Source organism: Chengkuizengella marina (assembly GCF_009910845.1).
Classification (GTDB): Bacteria; Bacillota; Bacilli; order Paenibacillales; family KCTC-33759; genus Chengkuizengella; species Chengkuizengella marina.
Window position 1 is genome coordinate 12,370 of record NZ_SIJB01000019.1, and the last position, 23,018, is coordinate 35,387.

The 23,018-nt window shown below is 32.0% G+C and carries 23 protein-coding genes; 4 read left to right on the forward strand and 19 right to left on the reverse strand.

What is annotated here, in order from left to right; genetic code table 11:
- Positions 1 to 48 precede the first annotated feature (48 nt).
- Together ERL59_RS08365 and ERL59_RS08370 are read right to left on the reverse strand one after the other, a co-directional pair.
- Complete coding sequence (locus ERL59_RS08365) at positions 49 to 1,857, reverse strand: sensor histidine kinase (protein ID WP_160645756.1); 1,809 nt, start codon at positions 1,855 to 1,857, stop codon at positions 49 to 51.
- Positions 1,847 to 2,533 (reverse strand): response regulator transcription factor, encoded by a 687-nt coding sequence (locus ERL59_RS08370; RefSeq protein ID WP_160645757.1) that lies wholly within the window; start codon positions 2,531 to 2,533, stop codon positions 1,847 to 1,849. The genes ERL59_RS08365 and ERL59_RS08370 overlap by 11 nt, the downstream gene beginning before the upstream one ends.
- 400 nt (positions 2,534 to 2,933) lie before the next feature.
- Here ERL59_RS08370 and ERL59_RS08375 point away from each other — a divergent pair, with 400 nt between their 5' ends.
- Entirely contained in the window at positions 2,934 to 3,443 is a 510-nt protein-coding gene (locus tag ERL59_RS08375) for a DoxX family protein (protein ID WP_160645758.1), read from the forward strand.
- A 117-nt stretch (positions 3,444 to 3,560) separates the two neighbouring features.
- Here the strand turns inward: ERL59_RS08375 and ERL59_RS08380 are convergent, their stop codons facing one another.
- The 8 genes from ERL59_RS08380 to mobA form a co-directional block, all read right to left on the reverse strand.
- Positions 3,561 to 5,792: a heavy metal translocating P-type ATPase gene (locus ERL59_RS08380; protein WP_160645759.1), complete on the reverse strand. Its 2,232-nt coding sequence runs from the start codon at positions 5,790 to 5,792 to the stop codon at positions 3,561 to 3,563.
- Positions 5,793 to 5,921: 129 nt separating this feature from the next.
- Complete coding sequence (locus tag ERL59_RS08385; protein ID WP_328699920.1) at positions 5,922 to 6,506, reverse strand: SCO family protein; 585 nt, start codon at positions 6,504 to 6,506, stop codon at positions 5,922 to 5,924.
- Between the two features lie 15 nt (positions 6,507 to 6,521).
- Positions 6,522 to 7,043: a FixH family protein gene (locus tag ERL59_RS08390; protein WP_160645760.1), complete on the reverse strand. Its 522-nt coding sequence runs from the start codon at positions 7,041 to 7,043 to the stop codon at positions 6,522 to 6,524.
- A gap of 46 nt (positions 7,044 to 7,089) precedes the next feature.
- Entirely contained in the window at positions 7,090 to 7,905 is an 816-nt protein-coding gene (locus tag ERL59_RS08395; RefSeq protein ID WP_160645761.1) for a cytochrome c oxidase assembly protein, read from the reverse strand.
- Positions 7,906 to 7,954: 49 nt separating this feature from the next.
- Complete coding sequence (locus ERL59_RS08400; RefSeq protein ID WP_160645762.1) at positions 7,955 to 8,530, reverse strand: DeoR family transcriptional regulator; 576 nt, start codon at positions 8,528 to 8,530, stop codon at positions 7,955 to 7,957.
- A gap of 215 nt (positions 8,531 to 8,745) precedes the next feature.
- Entirely contained in the window at positions 8,746 to 9,555 is an 810-nt protein-coding gene (gene fdhD / locus ERL59_RS08405) for a formate dehydrogenase accessory sulfurtransferase FdhD (protein ID WP_160645763.1), read from the reverse strand.
- The gene (locus ERL59_RS08410) at positions 9,555 to 11,906 is read right to left on the reverse strand and encodes an FdhF/YdeP family oxidoreductase (protein WP_160645764.1); all 2,352 of its coding nucleotides are present in this window, start codon (positions 11,904 to 11,906) and stop codon (positions 9,555 to 9,557) included. The genes fdhD and ERL59_RS08410 overlap by 1 nt, the downstream gene beginning before the upstream one ends.
- Positions 11,907 to 11,955: 49 nt before the next feature.
- A complete protein-coding gene (gene mobA / locus ERL59_RS08415; RefSeq protein ID WP_160645765.1) occupies positions 11,956 to 12,585 on the reverse strand; it encodes a molybdenum cofactor guanylyltransferase in 630 nt (209 codons plus the stop codon).
- A 120-nt stretch (positions 12,586 to 12,705) separates the two neighbouring features.
- Here mobA and moaA point away from each other — a divergent pair, with 120 nt between their 5' ends.
- Complete coding sequence (gene moaA, locus ERL59_RS08420; RefSeq protein ID WP_160645766.1) at positions 12,706 to 13,734, forward strand: GTP 3',8-cyclase MoaA; 1,029 nt, start codon at positions 12,706 to 12,708, stop codon at positions 13,732 to 13,734.
- Between the two features lie 150 nt (positions 13,735 to 13,884).
- Positions 13,885 to 14,424 carry a DUF420 domain-containing protein gene (locus ERL59_RS08425; RefSeq protein ID WP_160645767.1) on the forward strand — a complete coding sequence of 180 codons (540 nt, stop codon included), beginning with the start codon at positions 13,885 to 13,887 and terminating at the stop codon, positions 14,422 to 14,424.
- A 185-nt stretch (positions 14,425 to 14,609) separates the two neighbouring features.
- Here the strand turns inward: ERL59_RS08425 and ERL59_RS08430 are convergent, their stop codons facing one another.
- Both ERL59_RS08430 and ERL59_RS08435 read right to left on the reverse strand, forming a co-directional pair.
- The gene (locus tag ERL59_RS08430) at positions 14,610 to 15,101 is read right to left on the reverse strand and encodes a gamma-glutamylcyclotransferase family protein (protein WP_160645768.1); all 492 of its coding nucleotides are present in this window, start codon (positions 15,099 to 15,101) and stop codon (positions 14,610 to 14,612) included.
- A 96-nt stretch (positions 15,102 to 15,197) separates the two neighbouring features.
- Positions 15,198 to 16,817, reverse strand: a complete 1,620-nt coding sequence (locus ERL59_RS08435) for a Na/Pi cotransporter family protein (protein WP_160645769.1) — start codon at positions 16,815 to 16,817, stop codon at positions 15,198 to 15,200.
- 175 nt (positions 16,818 to 16,992) lie between these two features.
- Between ERL59_RS08435 and trhA the strand changes: the two genes are divergently transcribed.
- Positions 16,993 to 17,628, forward strand: a complete 636-nt coding sequence (trhA, locus tag ERL59_RS08440) for a PAQR family membrane homeostasis protein TrhA (RefSeq protein ID WP_160645770.1) — start codon at positions 16,993 to 16,995, stop codon at positions 17,626 to 17,628.
- Between the two features lie 208 nt (positions 17,629 to 17,836).
- Here the strand turns inward: trhA and moaD are convergent, their stop codons facing one another.
- The 7 genes from moaD to ERL59_RS08475 form a co-directional block, all read right to left on the reverse strand.
- On the reverse strand, positions 17,837 to 18,088 hold the full coding sequence (moaD, locus tag ERL59_RS08445; RefSeq protein WP_160645771.1) for a molybdopterin converting factor subunit 1: 252 nt from the start codon (positions 18,086 to 18,088) through the stop codon (positions 17,837 to 17,839).
- Between the two features lie 30 nt (positions 18,089 to 18,118).
- A complete protein-coding gene (gene mobB, locus ERL59_RS08450; RefSeq protein WP_160645772.1) occupies positions 18,119 to 18,607 on the reverse strand; it encodes a molybdopterin-guanine dinucleotide biosynthesis protein B in 489 nt (162 codons plus the stop codon).
- A 4-nt stretch (positions 18,608 to 18,611) separates the two neighbouring features.
- Positions 18,612 to 19,886 carry a molybdopterin molybdotransferase MoeA gene (locus tag ERL59_RS08455; protein ID WP_160645773.1) on the reverse strand — a complete coding sequence of 425 codons (1,275 nt, stop codon included), beginning with the start codon at positions 19,884 to 19,886 and terminating at the stop codon, positions 18,612 to 18,614.
- Between the two features lie 33 nt (positions 19,887 to 19,919).
- Positions 19,920 to 21,017: a PAS domain-containing sensor histidine kinase gene (locus ERL59_RS08460; protein WP_201763512.1), complete on the reverse strand. Its 1,098-nt coding sequence runs from the start codon at positions 21,015 to 21,017 to the stop codon at positions 19,920 to 19,922.
- A complete protein-coding gene (locus tag ERL59_RS08465; protein ID WP_160645774.1) occupies positions 21,010 to 21,663 on the reverse strand; it encodes a response regulator in 654 nt (217 codons plus the stop codon). Before ERL59_RS08465 ends, ERL59_RS08460 begins: the two co-directional genes overlap by 8 nt.
- 137 nt (positions 21,664 to 21,800) lie before the next feature.
- Entirely contained in the window at positions 21,801 to 22,100 is a 300-nt protein-coding gene (locus ERL59_RS08470; RefSeq protein ID WP_160645775.1) for a hypothetical protein, read from the reverse strand.
- A 322-nt stretch (positions 22,101 to 22,422) separates the two neighbouring features.
- Positions 22,423 to 22,944, reverse strand: a complete 522-nt coding sequence (locus tag ERL59_RS08475) for a Rieske (2Fe-2S) protein (RefSeq protein WP_160645776.1) — start codon at positions 22,942 to 22,944, stop codon at positions 22,423 to 22,425.
- Positions 22,945 to 23,018: the final 74 nt, after the last annotated feature.

Consider the following 23,018-nt stretch of genomic DNA (forward strand, 5'->3'; position numbering starts at 1 on the left):
TCTTACATGAATAATGTACAAAACGAATGTGAAATCGAAGTGTCTTCGTTATGGTGATGATGTGAATTCTTTTCCGTTCAAACTAAAATAAAAACAAACACCTTTCTCAGTATTTTGAACTCCATACTGAGCATGATGAAGTTCTAGAATATTTTTAACTATAGAAAGTCCAAGCCCTGTACCCCCTGTTTCTTTATTTCTTGAACTCTCAACACGATAAAATCGATCCCATATTTTATCTATCTCATCATCTGGCAAAGATGCTCCTTGATTTTCAATAGAAAATAAAATTTGATCTTTTACCTTTTTCACTTGAATATGAATTTCCTTATCATCTGGTGTATATCGAATTGCATTACTATAAAAATTTAAAATCACTAGCTCCATTTTCTTTCGATCTGCATACACAATACAATCAATTTGTATATCATTTTTTATTTTTAAATTTTTTTCATTTATGTTTAATTGCAGCTTGGTCTGAACCTCGTTTACTAAATCGCTTATAGAGAACTTTTCAATGTTTAAATGATAAAAACCAGATTCCAGACGAGATAACTCCAACATATCTGAAATCAATTCATTCATTTTATTAGATTCTTTAATAATGATCTCCGTATAGTAATCGGACTTATCTACAGAGACACCATCTTTAATTCCTTCTGCATAACTTTGAATGATACTCAGAGGTGTTTTTAATTCATGAGAAATTCCAGATACAAATTCTTTTCTCATTTTTTCTAATCTTCGTTCTCTCTCTATATCTTCTTGTAATTTTTGATTTGCGGTTTGTAAATTAGTAATAGTTTCATGCAATTTTGAAGAAAGTTTATTTATGCTTTTTGATAAATTCCCGATTTCATCCTCTGATTTTATTTCAAGTTCCTCAGTAAAATTAAGATTTGACATTTTAGTTGCTACCTTATTGATCTTAATTAAAGGTTTGGAAATGATTCTAGAGTAATACATAGACAAGATAAAAATGAGGATAAGAAAAACGAATGCAGCATAAATATAATAATCCTTCATTACATCAATCGCTTCGTTCACAGGCTGTAAAGAATGCATGGTGAATATATACTTTTCAGCATGATTATTTTCAAAAATGGGTTGAACTAAGATGAGATTGTCGGTTCCGGTATTCTTGTCATAATATGACATCAACACAGTTTCATCCGTAGGAAATGTTAATGAGTAATTGTCTTTTCTGTATTGTTGAAAAGCACGCATGTATAAGTCCCACTTAAACTTTGTTTCCTCGCCTATATTTATATCAATTTTATTTATTTTACCTCTTATGATTTCGTGTTTTACATTTCTTTTTAAAGGATAAGTGTTTAGTTCTGCATTCGATGTTCTTATATAAACAGGAGTAACTTTACCATCATCCCTCGTACCCATAACCTCAATATATTTTCCTTCAATTATGCCAAGTGTTCCTAGGTTTATAGTATCAAACTCACCATTTAAAAAGAATTCAGTAAGGGATACAGTTAATAATTCACCCTCCTCAGATAACATAGAAAACTGAAGTCCATTTTCAAAAATTACTGGTGGATCAGGTACTTCCACTATCGTAAATCCCATACCTTCTGAATATGATTGCTTATCTACATTTAAAACGGAAATAAATGCATTATTTTTTTCATAATATTCATTTGTTAATTGATCCAAAACACTAGGATTATCTACAAATTTTTTACGAAACAATTCAACTTCATTTGCAATTCCATTTTCTTTTTTTTTCATATAAAATGTATCAAAGAATAACGTCTGACTAAAGACAATCAAACCTACAAATATTGAAAAAAATAAGGTAGTCACAATGAATAATTTAAATACAATGCTATTACGTCTCATTTTCTACCTCAAATTTGTAACCAGATCTAATTACTGTTTTTATATATTTTGCTTTGTCCCCTAATTTGCTTCTCACTTTTTTAATATGAGTATCTACTGTGCGCAAATCACCAAAGAAATCATAACCCCAAACTTGATTCAACAACTTCTCTCTAGTCAAAACAATTCCTTTGTTTTCTATTAAAAAAACCAATAATTCATACTCTTTATGAGTTAAAGTTAGTTCTCTATGATTTACTATCACTTTACGTGATTGTTTGTTAATTTCAATACCGTTTATTTTTATCTTATAGTTGTTATTTCCAATCGTACCTTCCGCACGTTTAATTAACATCTTTGCTCTTGCAACTAGAACTTTAGGACTAAATGGCTTTGTTACATATTCATCCGTACCTAAATCAAACCCCAATAATTTATCTTCTTCTTCGGATCGAGCAGTTAACATAATAATAGGGACATCTGACCTATTTCTAATTCGTTTACATACAGCCCATCCATCAAGTTCAGGCATCATCACATCCAATATCATTAAATCGATTCGATTCATTTCAAATAGTTCAAGTGCTTGTTTGCCATTAACGGCTTCAATAACGGTAAATCCTTCTGATGATAAATAATCCACACCAATTTCACGTAATCTTTCTTCATCTTCTACAAATAAAATGGTTCTATCCATTAATTCATACCTCTTTTTATTATTGATCATTATTAATCATTATTTTTATTATTATATCTTAATCATGTGTAATCCATGTGAATTTGCATCCAATTTCATCCTTCACATACAGTCCATCATAAGTTCACTTCAATTTCACATGAACAAGATATATTATTATTGTGTTAAACATGATGATAAACCCCTCATTTTTGACCCTTCTTGAAATATATAATCTAGAAGGGTATTTTTTTGGTCAGATCAAGAAATTTATTCAATAAATTGTAACATATGAAGCATAAAATGTGATTTTTTTCACATATATCAATGGTCTATGATTTTAAAATAGGAGTATAAATAAAATAGATTACCACATGATGGAAAGGTTAGAATGCAAATAACTCTAAAGGAGTTGAGTAAAATGTTTGTTAAGTTTTTAAGAAACAATATTTACGCTTCTATTGTGTTCCTATTCTTCAGATTATACTTAGGTTGGGAATGGTTAACTGCAGGTTGGGATAAAATCAATGGGGACTTTGATGCATCTGGTTATTTAAAAGGAGCTGTTGGTAAAGCAACTGGCGAACATCCTGCTGTACAAACATGGTGGGCAAACTTCTTAGAAGGTTTTGCAATTCCCAATGTTGGACTATTCAATTTTCTCGTAGCTTGGGGTGAATTTTTAGTAGGTTTAGCATTACTTCTAGGTATTTTTACTACCTTTGCAGCTCTAATGGGGATTGTCATGAACTTTGCATTCTTATTATCTGGAACAACAAGTACAAACCCTCAAATGGTTATATTAACAATATTCATACTCGTAGCTGGAGCAAATGCTGGTAAAATAGGTCTAGACTATTACGTAGTACCATACGTTAGAAATTTATTTAAAAGAAACCGTACTGTAGATACTTCATATATAGAAAAATAAATAACTCTCTAAACTCCTTAAATAAAAAATGAATACCTCACCACTTCTTAACCTATGTTCATATGAACATAGGAATTTTTCTATCTGCACTAGTTCATCACCATACATCAAAATATCCTAATTCGATAATTTTAACTTTTGCAATCTGAGAGAATTACTTACTACAGATACTGAACTTAATGCCATAGCAGTACCCGCCATCCAAGGTTCTAACATTCCCAAGATAGCAAAAGGAATGGCAATACAATTATATATTAGTGCGAAGCTTAAATTTTGTTTAATATTTCTCATCGTTTTTGTACTTAGTTTTGCTGCCTTTGAAATATCCATTAAATCACTTTTCATTAAATTCACGTCAGCAGCTGCACTCGTTAAATCCGTTCCTGTCCCCATAGCAATTCCAACATTTGCGGCTGCTAGAGCAGGTGCATCATTCATACCATCCCCCACGAATATAACATTTTCTCCGTTTTTCTGACATTGCCTAACTAAGTCACCTTTATCCTTTGGTAACGCATTTGAATAAATATGTTTAATTCCAACTTCTTTTGCAATCAATTTAGATGTATAATCTTGATCTCCGGTAACCATTACAACCTTTAACCGTAATTGTTTTAACAAGTTAATAGCCGTAATTGAATTTTGTTTCAATGTGTCTGAAACACATATCATTCCAGCAAATTTTTGTTGAATGGATACAAATAATACACTTTTCCCCTGCTCTTGCAATTGTTGTACCTCTCTATGGTTTATGTATATAGATATCCCTTCATTTTCAAGCAGCTGCTTTGTACCAATGATCACTTTAGAACCTTCAACAATTCCACTAATTCCATATCCAGGGAAAGTAATAATGGAATGAGAGTCAGGTAAAATTAATTTTCTATTTTTTGCTGCTTTCACTACCGCCTTAGCCATTGGATGTTCAGAATAAATTTCTACTGCTGCAGCCATTCTTAGTAAATGTAATTCAGAAACATTCATACTAACAACTTTAGTGACAGAAGGTTTCCCTTCCGTTATTGTTCCTGTTTTATCAAGGAATATAATAGTTCCTTGATCTAAAGCTTCAATATGACTTCCCTCTTTAAATAAAATACCGTTCTCAGCAGCCTTCCCAGAAGCAACCATAATGGAAGTGGGAGTTGCTAGACCTATTGCACATGGGCATGCAATGACCATCACTGCAATTGCATGTTCTAAAGATAATGCAAGCTCCCCTGGATTAATTACAAAATACCAGATGAAAAAAGTGAATAAGGATAAGCAAACAATAATGGGTACAAATATTCCAGCAATTCGATCTGCTGCACGCTGAATTGGTGGCTTAGAGACCTGTGCCTCCTCTATAAACTCATGCATTCTTGCTATTGTTGATTGTTCACCTGTTTTTATGGCAACAATCTTAAGTAATCCATTTATATTTATCGATCCACTAATTATTTTATCTCCTAGACCTTTTTCAATTGGAATAGATTCTCCAGTAATCATGGATTCATCAATAGCTGAATTCCCTTCAAGTATTTCACCATCTATGAGAATGTTTTCTCCAGGATGTATCATCATAATATCTCCTACCTGAATATTTTTAGCTGGAAGAGTTATTGAAATGTTATCTCTAATAATAGTCTTTTCTTTCTTACCCATGTCCTGTAATCGATGTACAACTTTTAACGTTTTACTTCTAGCTTTCAATTCTATTAATTTACCTAATAACACAACGGTTATAATCATAGAACTAGTTTCAAAATAAAGAGGAATATGGTGATTTGCAATGGAAGAAGATAAAGAATTTACAGTTAAGTAATGGCTATAAAAATAAGCTGAAGAGGTACCTAGAACAACAAGCACATCCATATTTGCACTCCTATTTTTAACAGCATGAAAGGCATTAAAGTAAAAAGGCATACCAACGATGAACTGAACTGGAGTTGCCAACGTTAATTGAAACCATGGATTCAAGAACAATTCTGGAACCCAAATTGTAGAAGTAAAAGAAAAATGGGAAAGCATAGTCCACAAAAGAGGTAAGGTAAGAAGTGCTGAGACTAAAAACCGATTTCGTAAACTTCTTACTTGTAATTTACGGTAATCTGATTGATTCTTTTGTAAGTCTTTATAAATATTTGCACCAAACCCTAGTTTTTCAATTTTATTTATGATCTGATTTATATTTATTTTTCTTTTATTATAACGAACTGAAGCTCTCTCTATCGCCAGATTTACTTTTGCTTCATGGACCGACTCTATTTTACCCAATGATTTCTCAATTCTAGCAGCACAATTACTACATGTCATTCCTGAGATTTGAATTGTAACTTGTCCTTCTATTTCTTCTACTAAAGACATACTGCTGCCCTCCAATCTACAGTTTTCACATGGACAAACTAATGTATATATCCAATGTATGAAAAAAAGCTCCTTAAGATGCAAAAATAGCCGCAAAAATTGATTAACTTTTGGGCTATTTCAATATTTTTATTGAATTGATTTAATATCTTTTAATATTTGTTCAAAATCTGGATTATTTCCATCATATTTGGTCAACACCGTACCCTTCTGATCAACCAAATAAAATGCAGTTCCATGAATCACTTGGTCAGAATTTGCATCTTGTTGCACAATAGTCATAAAAGAAGTTTTAGCAAAATTTTGAATCATTTCATCAGAATATCCAGTTAAAAGATGCCAGTTTGAAAAATCTGCCCCAAATTTACTTACGTAATCCTTTAATACCTCTGGTGTATCTACATTAGGGTCTACACTAAATGATACAATTTCTGCATCTATACCCGCTTCTTTCATTTTAATTTGAAGCTGAGCCATATTGTATGTCATACCTGGACATACTGTTGTACAGTTTGTAAAAATAAAATCCGCTATCCAAACTTTGTTTTCCAGATCAGATAAACCAAAGGTTGCATTTTCTTGATTCGTAAAAGAAAAATCTTCAACTTCATTGTTCATATCATTTGGTTTCTCACTAGGTAAACTACATGCAGATATGATTAGTAAAAAACAAATACTTAATATAATTGAATATAATTTTATTGATCTATACACAATAGCCCTCCTATATTAATGTTGATCTGTATGTCCTTCATGTGACTCATTCATTTGATTTTCTGACTTAGATTGATCATCATCAAAAGATTGAGACTTATCAACTTGACCTACTTTTAATACTAAACTAGGCATATTATGCATATCTCTTGCAGTAACATGGGATATGATCGTGTATATACCTTGTTGATTAAACGTTTTTTGAATTGTATAAACTCCTTCTCCTTGGTGTTGTCCATATATCATCTCTGATTCATCTTCTTGTCCATTCATTCTAATCTCAAATTTCACTTCATTTGCATCTTCTACTGGCTGATTACCTTGAGATACGATCGCTTCAAAGCTTACTTCACTTCCTACCTCTACACTTTCTGAGGCCGTTTTAATTTCTACCTCAAGAAGACTTAAAGACTCTTCCATAGTATTGTCCATGGATTCCATTCCCTTATTATCTTCACTTTCTAAAGTCTCATTGGAACAACTAACAAGAACTATAGCAACTATTAGTAAAATTGAAATTAATTTTAATGATTTCATCTTTTCCCTCCATCATAATTGTTTTAACTTTAGACTCATTCTAATCTTAGTCAGTTATTTTAGGTTGAATATACTCCCCTACTAAAAATGACATTTTATGTAGTGCCAGCATAATCGCACCACCCAACTTTTGATCAACATCAGTGGGTAACATGTCTATACCTATCAAAATACTTACATTTATATTTTGATCAAAACAAATTTGAAACATATTAAATTGAGCAGTAACATCAGTAAATGTACGGTATGGTAACGTAGAAAAAAATAATAACAAGCAAACAGGAAGTAATACTAATGTATTTGCCATAATATAATGTTTTCGTTTTTGATAGGCTAACTTTTTTATTGAAAATCTTCCAACTATAGTTTGCCAAACACAAAAAGAAGCATAGGCTAGTAATATGTGAAAACTATAATATAACCAGCTGTTCAACATGATCGTATCCATTACTTTTGGAATATGATAAACAATAAACAGACCATTAAATAGTACAAAAGATACGATAGGACTCGTTAAAGCAGTCCATACTTTACTCATAGTTTGAAACCTTCTAGGTAAATAAAATAGATGTATTTGAATTCCCGAAAATAACAATGGGGTAACTAAAAAATATAATAGGCTCATTTGCAACATGTGTGCACTAAACATTAAATGAGCAAATCCATACAAAGGACTTCCCCAACATACATAAAACACTAAAAGTCCTAATAAAAAATAAATTCGATGTTTATATTGAATTTTCGCCTTTCCTCTTTCATTAATGAATCCAGATAGTAACCAATACACAGTGGATATTAATGCAATAAAAACAAAGAGTTGTTTATTCCACTCCAAAAGACCTGACTGTAAAATCAGTTCCATAGCATCACTCCCCATCTGCATTATCTTGATTGACTAAAATAAGAGGAATTTAATAACAGCATCCTTTATTCTTACTTTGCATTTGATTAAAAACCAGATGTAAAGCTTCTGAAAAAGAATAAATGGTTCCCCCAAAACCTAGTGCAAATTTACTTGCATGTTCTTTGTGCTGAAATGATAAGACTTGTGGTTGACAACATCCAAGATCCAAAGATGTATCCATTAAAAACCAAGCAGAAGTTGTACTAATCGTTGTTTGCATAAGGAAATCAGGACAAATAGCTTGTAAGACTTCATCTCCCAATTGTTTGTGTCGTAACAAACCACAATGTGCACAGCAAGTCGTTTCAATACGTTGATCCTGTAATATCAATCGATAGGCTAACCTTTGATTAATGGGGCTATAACAATAAACGCAATCTTGCTTATTTACTTCATTTCGTTCCTGATTCAACGAAATCCCACCAAAGGTTTTTATAATTAACCCTTCTTCAACTAATGGTTTAATATCACGATGAATAGTCATTTCAGAAACTCCAAGCCATTCACTTAACTGAACAATTTTCAATGATTTTTTTTCACGAATATAATTCAGTATTTGTTTTCTTCTCTCAGATGGTAACATCATATACCCCTCCTATTTTTCATAACTATGAGATAAAATCACATATTATAACAAATACAAACAAAATTTTATCACACTTCATATTTATATAAACAAGTGTTTCTTTGTAATTTTTGAACTTTTTTTGAATATCAAATGTTATAAAATCACATATTATCGAAAATAAAATCGACATAACTTATAAAGTTATGCCGACATTTCATATTAAAATTAAATTATGTTATTATTCGTTCTGGGTGAGTATACACATTCATTGTATCTCCTCTTACAAAACCACTAATTGTAATCCCTAATTCGTCTGCTAAATCAAGCGCTAAACTAGTTGGCGCTGATTTTGATATAATCAATCCTACACCAATTTTTGCTACTTTCAAAAGGACTTCAGATGAGATTCGACCACTAAATACAAGGCATTTGTTTTGAATGGACGTTTTTTGCAATAACCACTGTCCATATATTTTATCTAAGACATTATGTCTGCCTATATCTGATTGAATTATAACAATTTCAGTCTTATTGCATAGTGCTCCTTGATGTACCCCTCCTGTTTTTTTAAAGTGTTTTGAGTGAGCCTCTAACAATGACATTAAATTCAAGCATTGTGTAACTGTCATAAACATCTTACTATATATTGTTTTAGCTGTTTTTACATCATTTTGAAAATAGAATTGTCTACTTTTCCCACAACAAGACCCAATGAAACGTTTTTCAATAAATTCACTTGCTTTTATATTTTTATTTTTTAATTCAATGAATGCAAATCCCGTGTTTAAATCAATGTTTATATCCTGTATATCCTCTTTTGAGCGAATGATTCCTTCACCTGCCAAAAAACCGATCACTAACTCTTTTAAATTCGTAGGTGTACAAACTAATGTTGCAAACTCTTCCCCATTTACTTTTATCGTAAGCGCAAATTCTACAGCAATATGATCTGAGACTTCTTTTACTTGTTCATCCGAATTATTTAGATCAAATTTTATAACCTGTCTTTTTTGCATCACTTTATCATCTTGAACATCCATTAGCTGACATCCATTTCTAAATCTTCAATTCTTTTTTCTACGTATCTCTCATCTTTTTGTGCATGGAAAACTTCAGCCTTTTCAATAATTACCTTAGTATTATATTCTGGTATACCTGCATGCTGCTCATATACCCCTTTTGGTATTAAAACATTTCCTTCTGGCCAATAAACTTCAATATTTCCTCTTTTTATGTTTACGAACTTGGCACGTCCATGGAATAATCCATATTGATTATAAACAACAACTGCATCTTTTTCTGAAATGTATAATTCATAAGCATCATCCCAGTGTATAAGAACATCATTTCTATCTGCTGAATTAAAAGGATCACTTGAGCCATAAATCATTGAATTAAATTGCTTACCTCTTCTAGTTGTGACATAAAAGTGCCCTTCTGTTATTCTTCTTTCTGGTAAATGGATAGGCAATAATCTTCCCTTTCCATCTTCAGTAGGAAATACTCCATTTTCACATAACCAAGCCCCACCCCATTGAAAAAAATCTCCTTTTTTTGATAAATGCTGAATTCCATCATAATTCGGGTTTGCTATTGCTATTTCTTCTCGGATTGATTGTGTGTTTTGGAAGTTGATAAGATGTTTATATTCTGGTTTCATACGTTTAACCAAATCAACATAAATTTCCCACTCCGCTCTGGCTTCTTCTATTCTAGGTCCTTTAATTTCTGGTGAAAAATAAACCATTCTTTCTGTTGAAGTCGAAGTGCCACCGCCTAATTGTTCATATCTAGTTTGGGCAGGAAGTACGATAACTGCTTCCTTACTGTCAACCAATGTTGATGTATTCAATATGATATCTTGATGTACACGAACCTCAACATTTTCTAAACACTCTTTTACAAATAACGGATTTGGCATGGTCTCAAGGAAATTTCCACCTGACATATAATATAACTTTAATTTCTGCTCATGATGTTGGGGGAGATGGGTCTTTTCTAAAGATACCCCTACAATATCTCCTTGCCAATCAGGCAGTTCGAACCCCCATAACTCTTCGATACGCTTTTTATGGTTTGAATCAAATCCTCCACCAGGCAAGCTGAATGGATCTGCCCCCATTTCACCAGCACCTTGCACACCAGAATGACCTCTTATCGGCATGACTCCACAAAACTCTTTTCCAATAAATCCTTGTAATAAAGCTAAATTAGCGACTTGAGATATATTATCAGATCCAAAACGATGTTGAGTTAATCCCATAGACCAAACAAATACAGCAGAGTTGGCATTTGCTAATAATTCTGCTAGTTGATTGATTCTATTACGTGAAATTCCCGAGGAAGATACAATGTCATCCCATTTTTCTCGCTGAACATGATCCTTTAAGATTTCATATCCTTGTACGTGTTTATCCACAAATTCATGCTGAATAGCCGATCCTGGAACTTTATCCTCCATTTCAAACCAATGTTTCATAATTCCATTCATAAAAGCAATATCGCCACCAATGTTCACTTGATAAAAATCATCAGCAATTTTTGTTCCAAATAAAGCAGATTCTGCAATGGAAGGTATCCAATACTGATCCATAGAAGGTTCATGATATGGATTAATGACAATAATTTTGGTCCCTTTTTGTTTAGCAGCATACATATACTTTGTTGAAACAGGTTGATTATTCGCTGCTACAGATCCCCAAAAAATTAATACATCTGTACCTATCCAATCTTTATAACTACAACTAGATGCCCCTATGCCAAGTGAACGAGTTAATGCCGTTTTAGAAGGGGAATGACAAATACGTGAAGCATTGTCTATATGATTTGTTCCAATTAAACGAGCTGCTTTCGCAGCTGTATAATAAACTTCATTCGTAATGCCACGTGAAGTTAAATAAAATGCAATCTGTTTGGGGTCTATTAAATTCATTTTTGCAGCGATAAAATCTAGTGCTTTATCCCACGTAATTCTTTCAAATTTGTTTTCTCCTGCCTTTCGAATTAATGGATATGGAATCCGACCTAATTTTCTCAATTCCGTACTAGTTAATTTCTGCAGATCTGATATTTCTTTATGTAACACCTCAGATTTTATTGCAGGCAAAGTGTTTAATCTTAAAACGTTTAAACGAGTCGTACATACATGTACACCTGTTAACGTTTGATCTTTTAATCCACTTACACCTAAAGCACAACCGTCACAAACACCTTGCGTTAATATTCTTCCTGCATAGGGTAACTGGTCTCGATTTTCCCAAACTACTTTTAAAGTGTCCTTTAAATGATGAGGTTTGGCTTTACCAAATCCAAATGGAACTTTACTTGCCCAAAGTTTGGGATTTAATTTTTTTGAAATTTTGATTGGACCTGAATGTTGTGAATGCCCCATACCATCATCTCCAATGAATCGTTATTTTTATGTGTTAGTCACATTTTTATTATTTATCAATATTTTTTTCCCAATTTGATAAATCTGAAGGTGTATTCATATTAAAAAAAAGCTTGTTTTGATTCGTCCATTCTCCCCATTCCTGTTCTAATATCTTATAGGTTGAGACGGAATCAATGAAATCTGTCATTTTTTTATTTCCTTTATTTAAATACTCATATAATCCTTTTTCTTGATTCCGATATGCACCAGCTAAAGGATGCATTCGTCCATTGTGTATTGGAATAATAATGTCAGACTGGGGATGAGATAGCGTGCATTGCTGCAATCCCTTTAAATATGAAATGTTTATATTAGGCATATCATTAGCTAAAACAAAATACCACTCTGCATTAATATGTTTCATACCCGTGTACAAACCAGCCAAAGGCCCGAAACCTTTAAATCGTTGTTCATCCTGTAAAATTGCAATATTTTGATTTTGTATGAATAGTTTATTTAATTTTAGCACATCATTTTCATGGCTTATGATAATCGTGTGCCCCGATACTTCTTGTGAAATAGATACTAAATGCTCAATCATCAATTGATCTTTTCGAGGGAGGAATGTTTTTGAAGTCCCCATTCTTCTGCTTTGCCCACCTGCTAATATCAATGTAACCCATTTATACATAATCATTATCCTTTATCCTTTACATTTTCAACATGAAGCTCTTTTAATGTATTATAATAGATATACTAAGTTATGAAAAATAAATAACTTGATTTTAACGTTCTCTTAACCTTGGAGGAATCTTAGATGATAAATAATAAAAAATCAAATATACTCGACTCATTTCAAAGACCTTTACGTGATTTAAGAATTTCGGTTACAGATCGATGCAATTTCCGATGCTCCTACTGTATGCCTGCAGAGATATTTGGTCCTGATTTTGAATTTTTACCTAGAAACAAACTTTTATCTTTCGAGGAATTGGAAAGATTAGTTAAAATATTTGCAAATATCGGCGTTGAAAAGATACGTATTACTGGAGGAGAACCCCTTTTAAGAAAACAGTTGCCTGATTTGATTCATCAAATTTCACAAGTTAATGGAATTAAAGATATTGCATTAACTACTAATGGCTCATTATTAAAAAAATTTATTCCAGATTTAAAAAATGCAGGGTTAAATCGTATAACAGTAAGTATTGACAGTTTAAATCATCAACGTTTTCAAAAGATGAACGGTATGGGGTTTGATGTAGAGCCTATTTTAGAAGCTATAGACCTTGCTCATGAAGCGGGTTTTCCAATCAAAATCAATATGGTTGTAAAGAAAGGAATCAATGAACAAGATATTTTACCGATGGCAAAATATTTCAAAAACAAAGGATATACTTTAAGATTTATTGAATTTATGGACGTAGGAAATAGCAATGGTTGGAAGTTGGATGAAGTCATTCCAAGCAAACAAATTTTAGATTTAATCCATAAAGAAATGCCACTAGAACCTATAAAAGCGAATTATTTTGGAGAAGTAGCAAAAAGGTATAAATATAAAGGATCTAATGCGGAGATTGGATTTATTTCTTCTGTAACCCAAGCATTTTGCTCTTCATGTACTAGAGCAAGATTATCTGCTGAAGGTTTTTTATATACTTGTTTATTTGCAAATAAAAGTCATGATTTGCGAACACCTATAAGAGAAGGAGCTACAGATAAAGAAATTGAAAAAATCATTCTTAATGTTTGGAATAAAAGAGATGATCGTTATTCAGAAATTAGACTAAAAGATACTAAAGGATTGAATAGAAACAAAGTTGAAATGTCTCATATTGGTGGGTAAATTCATAATCACCTAATAGAACTAAGTTCATAAATATTTCATGTTTTTTGTAAAGGCATTATTGTGTTTAAAAGAGAAATCGTTTATTCTAAATTAGGATTTTCAATCATCACTACAGTTCAGCGAATAGAAATGAATTAGGAGGAACTTATGTCAAACCATTCACCTGTGAAACAACGTAATTTCACACCGTTAATTATTGCTTTATCTATTATTTTAATAGCTGTTGTCGCACTACTATACTTTTTACCTTCAATTGAGGTTGAAGTTGGTTTTGATATCACCATACTGCCAATGCTTAATGCTATTTTTAACAGCTTTACATTTATTTTTTTATTGTTTGCTTTAATTTCTATAAAGAAGAAAAATATTAAAGTGCACCGCAATTTTATTATACTGGCTTTTTCAACTACATTTTTATTCTTGATTTCATATGTAACATATCACTCTTTAAGCGAATCTACATTGTACGGTGGAGAAGGTTTTATACGTTATATATATTATTTTGTTTTATTATCTCATATATTATTGTCTATTGTCATTGTACCACTTGCACTGATTTCAATCACACGAGGTTTCAATATGCAAATCGAACGTCATCGTAAAATTGCTCGATGGACGATGCCTATTTGGTTGTACGTTAGTTTAACAGGTGTACTCGTTTATTTAATGATATCACCTTATTACTAAGATACCCACAAAAGTGAAGTAATAATGCTTTGAAGATTAATCCTATTACTTTTGCGGGGCCCGGATTTAAGTGAATAAGTGCGTGTCTTTCATAATGATGATTTTAAGTAATCATAAAAAAGGTATGAATTCAATATGAATTCATACCTTTCATGTATAAATTATTATAAAAAGTTTACAAATCCTTATTTCATTAATTGACTCATATGTGCTTGCAAATTGTACACATACTTACGGCTTAACAAATCTGTTCCACCTATGATTGCATTTTTATACTTTTCACTTGGTGCAATTTCTGAAACCTCTTTATTTATCACTTCATAAGTAAATGCATTCATATGAACTTCATTAAAAAACACAGTCACATTAATTCTTCTGTAAATAGGATGTAAAAACTCTTCTCCAGCACGCTCTCTACGATCAAGTTCAGGTATAAGATGATCTGGAACCGAATAAAGAATGCCCTCCATGATATGATCCTGTGTAAAAAGAATATCAGCAATTCCACCTTTGCCCCATTTGTCTGATTCTCTAGTAAATCCAACTCTATAGTTAAATAATTCAGCTCTACCTAATACCTCAAACTCATGAACAGTTCCTTTAAATGAATTTCGATTCATGCATGATCCATATGCAAAATAATAAGATTTTTTTTGAAGATCCTGTTTATGTTTCACAATCATCACTTCTTATTTTTTTCTTTTTATTATATCAAATATAGAAAAAAAGTGTGGATCATTACCACACTTTTAAGAGTTTAAAATATATACTAATTACTCTCCAAAAATAACATACTGAGCTATATTTTTAGAATGATCACCCATTCTTTCCAAATTACTCAAAATATCCAAGAATACAGTTCCTGATGTCCCACTACATAAATTTTGATTTAAACGTTTAATATGTGCTTTACGGAATTGCTTTTCCATTTTATCTAGTTCAGCTTCATTATCTAAAACTTGCTCTGCTAACTCCTTATCATCATTCTCTAAACTTTCAATGGATTGTTGAATTGTTTTGTCGGTAAGCTCAATCATTTTTTTCAATTCTGTACAAGCCTCATCTGAAAACTCAGCTTTCTTTAAAATGGATAAATCAGCAAGTTCCATGATGTTTTCTGAATGATCACCTATTCTTTCAATGTCATTGATCGTTTGCAATAAAATGGAGGCTTTGCCTGATTCTTTTTCACTAAGTTCATTTTGTTGAATTTTCACTAAATACTCTGTTGTTTTTTTATCTAGTTCATTAATTAACTCTTCCGTTTGTTCAACCATATTTTTCGCTTTATCATTTTTATTAAAGAAATACTCTGAAGCTTCCTGCAGACTTTCTCTTGCTAACTCACCCATACGAATAATTTCGTGCTGAGCTTGCCCTAATCCAACAGATGGATTTGACAATAAACGTTCATCTAAGTATTTGGCTTCAAACTCTAATTGTTTCATTTCCCCCGGAACAATTTTTGTAACTAGATAAGCTAAGAATGCTACAAATGGCAATTGTACTAATGTGTTTGTGATGTTAAAGAAACCATGCCCGTAAGCAATTTGCATACTTACACTCGCTCCAGTATAGTCTCCTAACCATATGATTAATTGAGTAACTGGATATAGAAAAATTATAAATAAAGTTGCTCCAATGATATTAAAAATTACATGTGCCGCCGCAGCACGTTTAGCTGCAACGGATGCGCCAATGGAAGCAATGATAGCCGTAATTGTAGTTCCGATATTATCCCCAAACAATACTGGCAAAGCTTGTTTTATATTGATCAAGTCCTCTGTAGCAATTGTTTGTAATATACCTATCGTTGCACTTGAACTTTGAACAACTACCGTAAATATTGTTCCTACAACTACACCTAAAATAGGATTATCCAAATTAATGATAAAGTCTTTAAACACTTCAAGATCTTTTAGTGGTTTAACCCCACTCCCCATCGTTTTCAATCCATAAAATAACATACCAAATCCAAAAATGACTTGTCCTATGTAATTGTACAATTTTTTCTTCAAAAAGAAGATGAGAAATACTCCAACTGCTATTATAGGGAGTGCATAGTTTTGAATTTTAACACCTGCGATGATAAAAGCTGTCATCGTAGTACCAATGTTAGCACCCATAATCACACCAATGGATTGTCTCAATGTCATTAAACCTGCGTTGACTAAACCAACAGCTAACACTGTTGTGCCTGAAGATGATTGAATTAATATCGTAACTATTACCCCAACCAGAACACCTAATAACGGGTTCGTAGTGTATTTAGCAAGCAAACTTCTTAATTTGTCCCCAGCAGTTTTCTGTAAACCTTCAGACATGTACTTTAAACCGAATAAAAAGATTCCTAATCCACCCACAAATTTAAAAATCAAATCCTGCCAGTCCATAAGTCTTTAAATCCCCCTGATTTTTCAATTATAAACATTTGTCGACAAAAATCGTCCTGTATTATTATACCTAGTTGTGGATGATTTGAAAACAAAAACTTTAAATATTGATTTATAATTATAAATTAAGATATGATTTATATATCAAATTAATATAAAGGAAGGTATTTTTCTTATGAAATATTCTCATAAAGAAGAAATAGTGAATGCCATCACACACGGAATTGGCGCACTATTAAGTATTGCTGCACTTGTATTATTAATTGTGTTTTCAAGCCTATATGGATCTCCTTGGCATATTGTTAGTTTTACAATATTTGGATCTACCATGGTTTTACTTTATGTATTTTCCACCTTACTACATAGTTTTAAAGAAGGTGTGACTAAAAATGTATTTGAAGTATTAGACCATTCTGCTATATACTTGTTAATCGCTGGAACATATACACCATTTGTATTAGTAACACTTAGAGGTCCATTAGGCTGGACTATATTTGGTATCATATGGGGATTAGCAGTTATTGGAATTGTTTTTAAAGTGTTTTTTGTAAAAAGATTTATTCTATTATCAACAATATTTTATGTATTAATGGGTTGGATGATTGTAATTGGAATTAAACCTCTATACGAGAATATGCTGTTAAATGGTTTTATTTGGTTAGTACTTGGAGGTATTTTATATACAGTTGGAACCATATTTTACGTTTGGAGAAAATTCCCTTACCACCATGCAGTTTGGCATCTATTTGTAATTGCTGGAAGTGTATCCCATTTCTTCGCTGTTTTATATTTACTACCTGATTTACTATAAGAGAAGCTCTTCCTATTTAATATATATAGTTGTAAAACAAATAAATAGGGTTTTTAGTAAGTTTTAGCATACAATAGTAGATTATACTCCAATATAAGAATATTTAGTGTAAGTGGACGTCACACCTCTTAAACAGGAAGTGCTGATTTAGAACATTTGTTTGTTAGAATATATGTCCTTATTGAATTAGTCATACAAAAACAAATCATTATCCTCCACTTACAGGTGGAATAAAAGCGACTTCATCATTTTCTGTAACAACTGTATCCTGATTTACATATTCTTGATTAATTGAAGCAAAGCTTTTATCTAATTCATCTATAAATGCTGCTGAAGAATATTGATTTTTTAACAATTGTTTGACACTTTCAATTGTCATATTCGGTTTAGTTAGATCAATTTTAATTTCACGAACACCTGCTGCATCTGCTAAACCTGCAAAAAATAATATTTTGATCATCATAAAACACTTCCTCTGAACATTTTTTCTTTACTTTTCTGGATAAATGACGGACGAAATTGAATGAATATCATTTATTGAAAATACCGGGATTTCGTTGAATTCAACTGGAATCCATGTAACAGCAGCAATCACATTTTCTAAACTAGAAAGAAGTTCAATATCGTCTTCAGATTTGATCATAACAATTTTCTGATATTTTTCAAGTTTAAAACCTTCCACTATGATAATATCTTTGTCTTTCATATTTTTTATAATTTCATTTAAAGGTGTATATTTTTTGTGTATGATACAGGTTTCGTTTCCTTTATCAGATGTAATTGCAATACTATGTGCACCAGCTTTCTGATACATCCAAGTGTCCCTACCCTCCATATCTAGCTCAAACTCATGTGCATCATGTTTAATTACTCCAACCATATACCCTGCTGATTGTAACTTTTCAATTAATTTGCATATTAATGTTGTTTTTCCAGTATTTTTGTAACCAACTACTTGAATCACTTTTGGTTTTTTCATGATATCACTCCAATTCCTTTAACCGAATCACTTTAACCTTATCTCCTTTACTTAATCCTTGTCCACCAGCAGGAATTACGATTAAACAGTTCGCATCCTTAATGGACACCATTACACTTGATTTATCCTCACCAATAGGTTTAACATAGACAGAACCATGATCAATTCTACTCTTGGCCCTTATAAATCTTTGAAATGCATTCACTTTAGTAAAATCCTCTTCAAGATACGCTATGAAAGTATCCGGATATAATCGATCACAACCTTGCATACCTTTTAAAACAGGTCGAATAAACAATTCAAACCCAACAAAACATGCACCAGGATTACCTGATAATGCAAATAGAAAGTGATTTTGAAAAATACCTACTGTAGTAGGACTGCCAGGGCGCATAGCCACTTTATTAAATAACATTTCCCCTGCCTTCCACTGTTGGAAAAAATCAAACATAATATCATAATCGCCTACTGATACGCCTCCAGTTGTAATCACTATATCAACAGTTTCAAGTAACTCTAAAATTTTATTTTTTGCAATATTCAAGTCATCTGGCAGTTTATCTATCCAAATCGGATTTCCACCTGCCTCTATGATTAGTGAGGCAATCATGCTTGAATTACTATTTCTAATTTTACCCATTTCCAAGGGTTCTTGAATATCTTGGAGTTCTGATCCAGTTGCAATGATGGCAACTGCAGGCTTTTTATAAACTTCTACAATATGAAACCCATATGTCGCAAGAAGAGCTATTTCCCCAATACCGATTTTTCTTCCTCTATTCATTAGATGAGTCCCTGATTCAACTTCTTCTCCAATGTTTGTTACATTTTGTTTTTTGTTTATCTCTCTTTTAATGCGAATGTACTTTTTACCGTTTTCAATAAATTCTTCAGTCATTTCAAACATAATGACTGCGTCTGCTCCGTCAGGTAACATTGCACCTGTCATAATTCTCGCAGCTTGTTTTGCTGAAATAGATTGTGATGGTACTTTTCCAGATGGTATTGTTTCAATAACTTCTAATATCATTGGGTTTGAGGAGGATAGACCTTTTGTATCTATAGATCGAATCGCATAACCATCCATACCTGATCTTCTAAAATGAGGGAGGTCAATCGGTGCAATGAAATCTTGCGCCAATCGCCTCCCTAAAGATTCAATTAAAGGAATTTTTTCAATATTACCATTTTGAATATGTTTAAATATAAGCTTCTGTGCTTCTGACACTTGAACTATGTTTCGCTTGAATTTTGAAGGAATATCTTTATTTCCTTTCATGTATCCTCTTCCTCTCATATAGAACTATTCAATTTATAACTTATTTATCGTTAGTTTAATATGAGTACCTTTTTCAGGCTCAGATTCTATTTCTAATTCGCCATTCACTGCCCTTGCTCTCTCCTCCATACTAAATAAACCTACACCTTTCATATCCCTTTGTCTTACAAATCCGTGACCGTAATCCATAATGCTAACTACAATCTTTTTCTCATCTTCAATCATCTTTACAAATGCTTCTGAAACATCTGCATATTTACCTATGTTGGTCAAAGCTTCTTGAATAATGCGATAAATTGTAGTTTCTATATCTATTTCCAAACGTTTTTTTATATTTGTATCTAATTGCACTTCAATACCATAATGCTGTGAATATTCCTTCAAGTAGGAACGTATAGCTGGAACTACACCTAAATCATCTAAAACTGAAGGTCTAAGCTCCCAAGACATATCACGAATTTCTTGAATGATATTTGAAACATCATTCCGCATGACCTCTAAGTTATTATGTTCAATGTCATGAGATATTTGATCAATTTGAATGAGTAATGAAAACAAACGTTGTCCAATTCCATCATGTAATTCTCTAGATATTTTTCTTCTTTCATCCTCTTGTACATTCATTAGTTTTGTCATCATGTTTTTAAGTTCTTTTTCTGCTTGTTTTAACTTTGTAATTTCTGTTCTAATAGATAAAAACTGATAAGGTTGGTTTGCTTCATTTAAAAAAGGTACGATTGTTGTGTTCACCCAATAAAACGAACCGTCCTTTGCTTTATTTCTAATTTCACCTTTCCATACTTCTCCGTTTAATATCGTACTCCATAGATTTCCTATGAATTTTTCAGAATGAAACCCAGAGTTAACAATACGATGATTTTGACCGATTAATTCTTCTCTTGAATATTTGGAGATTTCACAAAACTTATCATTTACATAATTAATGGTACCATACTGATCAGTTACTGCCACTATGGATGATTCATCTAGTGCAGTTTTAAGATCTACTAATTGGCTTAAAGTTTCATGTAATTTCTCTTTTGTTTTCTTTGAAACGTTATTAGCACCTATATTAGAAAGAAGTTGTTTTACATTCTCATTAATATCAGGATATAGATTATTTCTATTCAAAATGAAGCAGCCCCTTTTTTAAGGCATATTTCACTAATTCTGGCCTTGTTTTTAAATTCAACTTCTCCATTAATTTGCTTTTATGTGTTTCAACTGTTTTAACACTAATGTTTAATTGCTCACCAATGTCTTTATTCGCATACCCTTTAGCTACCCATGTCAGTACTTCTTTTTCACGATCAGATAGTAAATCAAATGTATCAAAATTTTCACCTTGTTTTACTTTCTCAAGATATTCCTCCATTAATGTTTTAATCGCTGAAGGATATAAATAAGCAGAACCTGAGGCAACACATTGAATGGCATTTAATAATTCTTCATGTGGAGCGCTTTTAAGAATATATCCGGATGCTCCGGCTTGAATTACTCGAAACAAATATTCTTCATCATCATGCATAGTAAGGATCAATATATTTATTTCTGGTAACAGTTTTTTAAGTTCCGTGGTAGCAGATAAACCATCTTTTCCTTGTGGCATACTAAGATCCATTAAAACAACGTCGGGTTTTAAATCAAGTGATTTTTGGATGGCCTCATTACCTTCAGCAGCTTCACCTATGACTTCAACATATGGATTAGCATCTAATAACATCATTAAACCTGACCTTACAACGGCATGGTCGTCAACGATTAAAATTTTAATCATTTCATATCCCTACTTCCCATGAGATATTTGTGGGTATTTTTTAGTTTAGGGCCCCGCAAAAGTAATAGGTATATACTACAAAGGGTATCTTCACTTTTTTGGTTTTTTTATTAGTTTATCATAAATGTTAAAATTGGTTAACCGCAATGAAGACAGCCTTTTTTATTAGGGAAAACCTGTATACTGTATCCATATATAGAAGTTAGTACTTCCAATTCAAGATGTTCTTCAATATAGGCTATGATTTGCTCTTCATTTTCCCAACTTCCTTTACCTCTAATCTCTGTTGTGACAATTTCCATATTGTCCTTTTCTTTGGTATCAGTAAAGCATTCTGCTTGTAATGCAAATAACATATTCATTTCTTTCTTTACTTTATCGGATAATGCTAAACCTTTCTTTTGAATGAAACATATCTCCAAGCGAAAATCATTCATCTAGTCCACCTTCCTTTTTAAATAGTTCAAATAGGTTATAGGGGTCCCCCGAAAAGTATAAACAAGATCGCTGATTGATGTTATAACGAAGAAGTAGTTGAATTCTTGACTACTACGAAACATACCTTTCACTTTTGGGGGTACATCTTAAACATTCTTCTCTTTGTGGTAGATGAATAGTGCTATTGGGAATAATATTATATTTAATATTGCATAAATAACTGTCGCTGTATAATCTTCATAATAATATTGATGAATTGCTTTTTGAGTAAATATAATATTTAAAAATAGTACGGCACACAGTAAAATAACTCCACGATAACTACGTTTCATATCGTTTCACCCCTGTTGCTACGATTTTACCCGCTTCAACTTGAATTGTAATTTCAGGAAGTGGTCTTCTTGGTGGACCAGCTGTTGGTGAACCTGTTTTTACATCAAAGAAGCCATGGTGACATGGACATACCAGCTCGCTTTTACTTTGTTCCCAAAAAACTGGGCAACGAAGATGTGTACATGCATTTTGATAAGCTTTATATTCATTTTCACCTAATCGAATCAATAATGCTGAATCATGATCTGTTGGGTAAGCAAATTCAAATGCATCCCCAATATTTAATTTTTTTACATCGATAATTTCTTTTTTTGGATATTTTTTCTCTCTTAAACCCATTAACTCTGTAGCAGCAATAGAACCCCATGGCAATGTAGAAACAGCAAATAATCCTGCAGCTCCAACCATCGTTTTCATGAATCCTCTTCGATCTAATTTACGTTCATTATTTTTATTAATATTATGAGTATAATTATCTTCGTCAAAAGGGATTTTATTATTCTTATCCATTTTTTTCACTCCCTAACGATTATTTGAGGTATTATTCTAATGTTTATATAATCTCACTAGAATTATTAAATAGG

Excerpts from the sequence above, each read along its gene's own strand:
- ERL59_RS08365 (WP_160645756.1), bottom strand. The coding sequence starts at position 1,857 with ATGAGACGTAATAGCATTGTATTTAAATTATTCATTGTGACTACCTTA.
- ERL59_RS08370 (WP_160645757.1), bottom strand. The coding sequence starts at position 2,533 with ATGGATAGAACCATTTTATTTGTAGAAGATGAAGAAAGATTACGTGAA.
- ERL59_RS08375 (WP_160645758.1), top strand. The coding sequence starts at position 2,934 with ATGTTTGTTAAGTTTTTAAGAAACAATATTTACGCTTCTATTGTGTTC.
- ERL59_RS08380 (WP_160645759.1), bottom strand. The coding sequence starts at position 5,792 with ATGTCTTTAGTAGAAGAAATAGAAGGACAAGTTACAATTCAAATCTCA.
- ERL59_RS08390 (WP_160645760.1), bottom strand. The coding sequence starts at position 7,043 with ATGAAATCATTAAAATTAATTTCAATTTTACTAATAGTTGCTATAGTT.
- ERL59_RS08395 (WP_160645761.1), bottom strand. The coding sequence starts at position 7,905 with ATGGAACTGATTTTACAGTCAGGTCTTTTGGAGTGGAATAAACAACTC.
- ERL59_RS08400 (WP_160645762.1), bottom strand. The coding sequence starts at position 8,530 with ATGTTACCATCTGAGAGAAGAAAACAAATACTGAATTATATTCGTGAA.
- fdhD (WP_160645763.1), bottom strand. The coding sequence starts at position 9,555 with ATGGATGTTCAAGATGATAAAGTGATGCAAAAAAGACAGGTTATAAAA.
- ERL59_RS08410 (WP_160645764.1), bottom strand. The coding sequence starts at position 11,906 with ATGGGGCATTCACAACATTCAGGTCCAATCAAAATTTCAAAAAAATTA.
- mobA (WP_160645765.1), bottom strand. The coding sequence starts at position 12,585 with ATGATTATGTATAAATGGGTTACATTGATATTAGCAGGTGGGCAAAGC.
- moaA (WP_160645766.1), top strand. The coding sequence starts at position 12,706 with ATGATAAATAATAAAAAATCAAATATACTCGACTCATTTCAAAGACCT.
- ERL59_RS08425 (WP_160645767.1), top strand. The coding sequence starts at position 13,885 with ATGTCAAACCATTCACCTGTGAAACAACGTAATTTCACACCGTTAATT.
- ERL59_RS08435 (WP_160645769.1), bottom strand. The coding sequence starts at position 16,817 with ATGGACTGGCAGGATTTGATTTTTAAATTTGTGGGTGGATTAGGAATC.
- trhA (WP_160645770.1), top strand. The coding sequence starts at position 16,993 with ATGAAATATTCTCATAAAGAAGAAATAGTGAATGCCATCACACACGGA.
- moaD (WP_160645771.1), bottom strand. The coding sequence starts at position 18,088 with ATGATCAAAATATTATTTTTTGCAGGTTTAGCAGATGCAGCAGGTGTT.
- mobB (WP_160645772.1), bottom strand. The coding sequence starts at position 18,607 with ATGAAAAAACCAAAAGTGATTCAAGTAGTTGGTTACAAAAATACTGGA.
- ERL59_RS08455 (WP_160645773.1), bottom strand. The coding sequence starts at position 19,886 with ATGAAAGGAAATAAAGATATTCCTTCAAAATTCAAGCGAAACATAGTT.
- ERL59_RS08465 (WP_160645774.1), bottom strand. The coding sequence starts at position 21,663 with ATGATTAAAATTTTAATCGTTGACGACCATGCCGTTGTAAGGTCAGGT.
- ERL59_RS08470 (WP_160645775.1), bottom strand. The coding sequence starts at position 22,100 with ATGAATGATTTTCGCTTGGAGATATGTTTCATTCAAAAGAAAGGTTTA.
- ERL59_RS08475 (WP_160645776.1), bottom strand. The coding sequence starts at position 22,944 with ATGGATAAGAATAATAAAATCCCTTTTGACGAAGATAATTATACTCAT.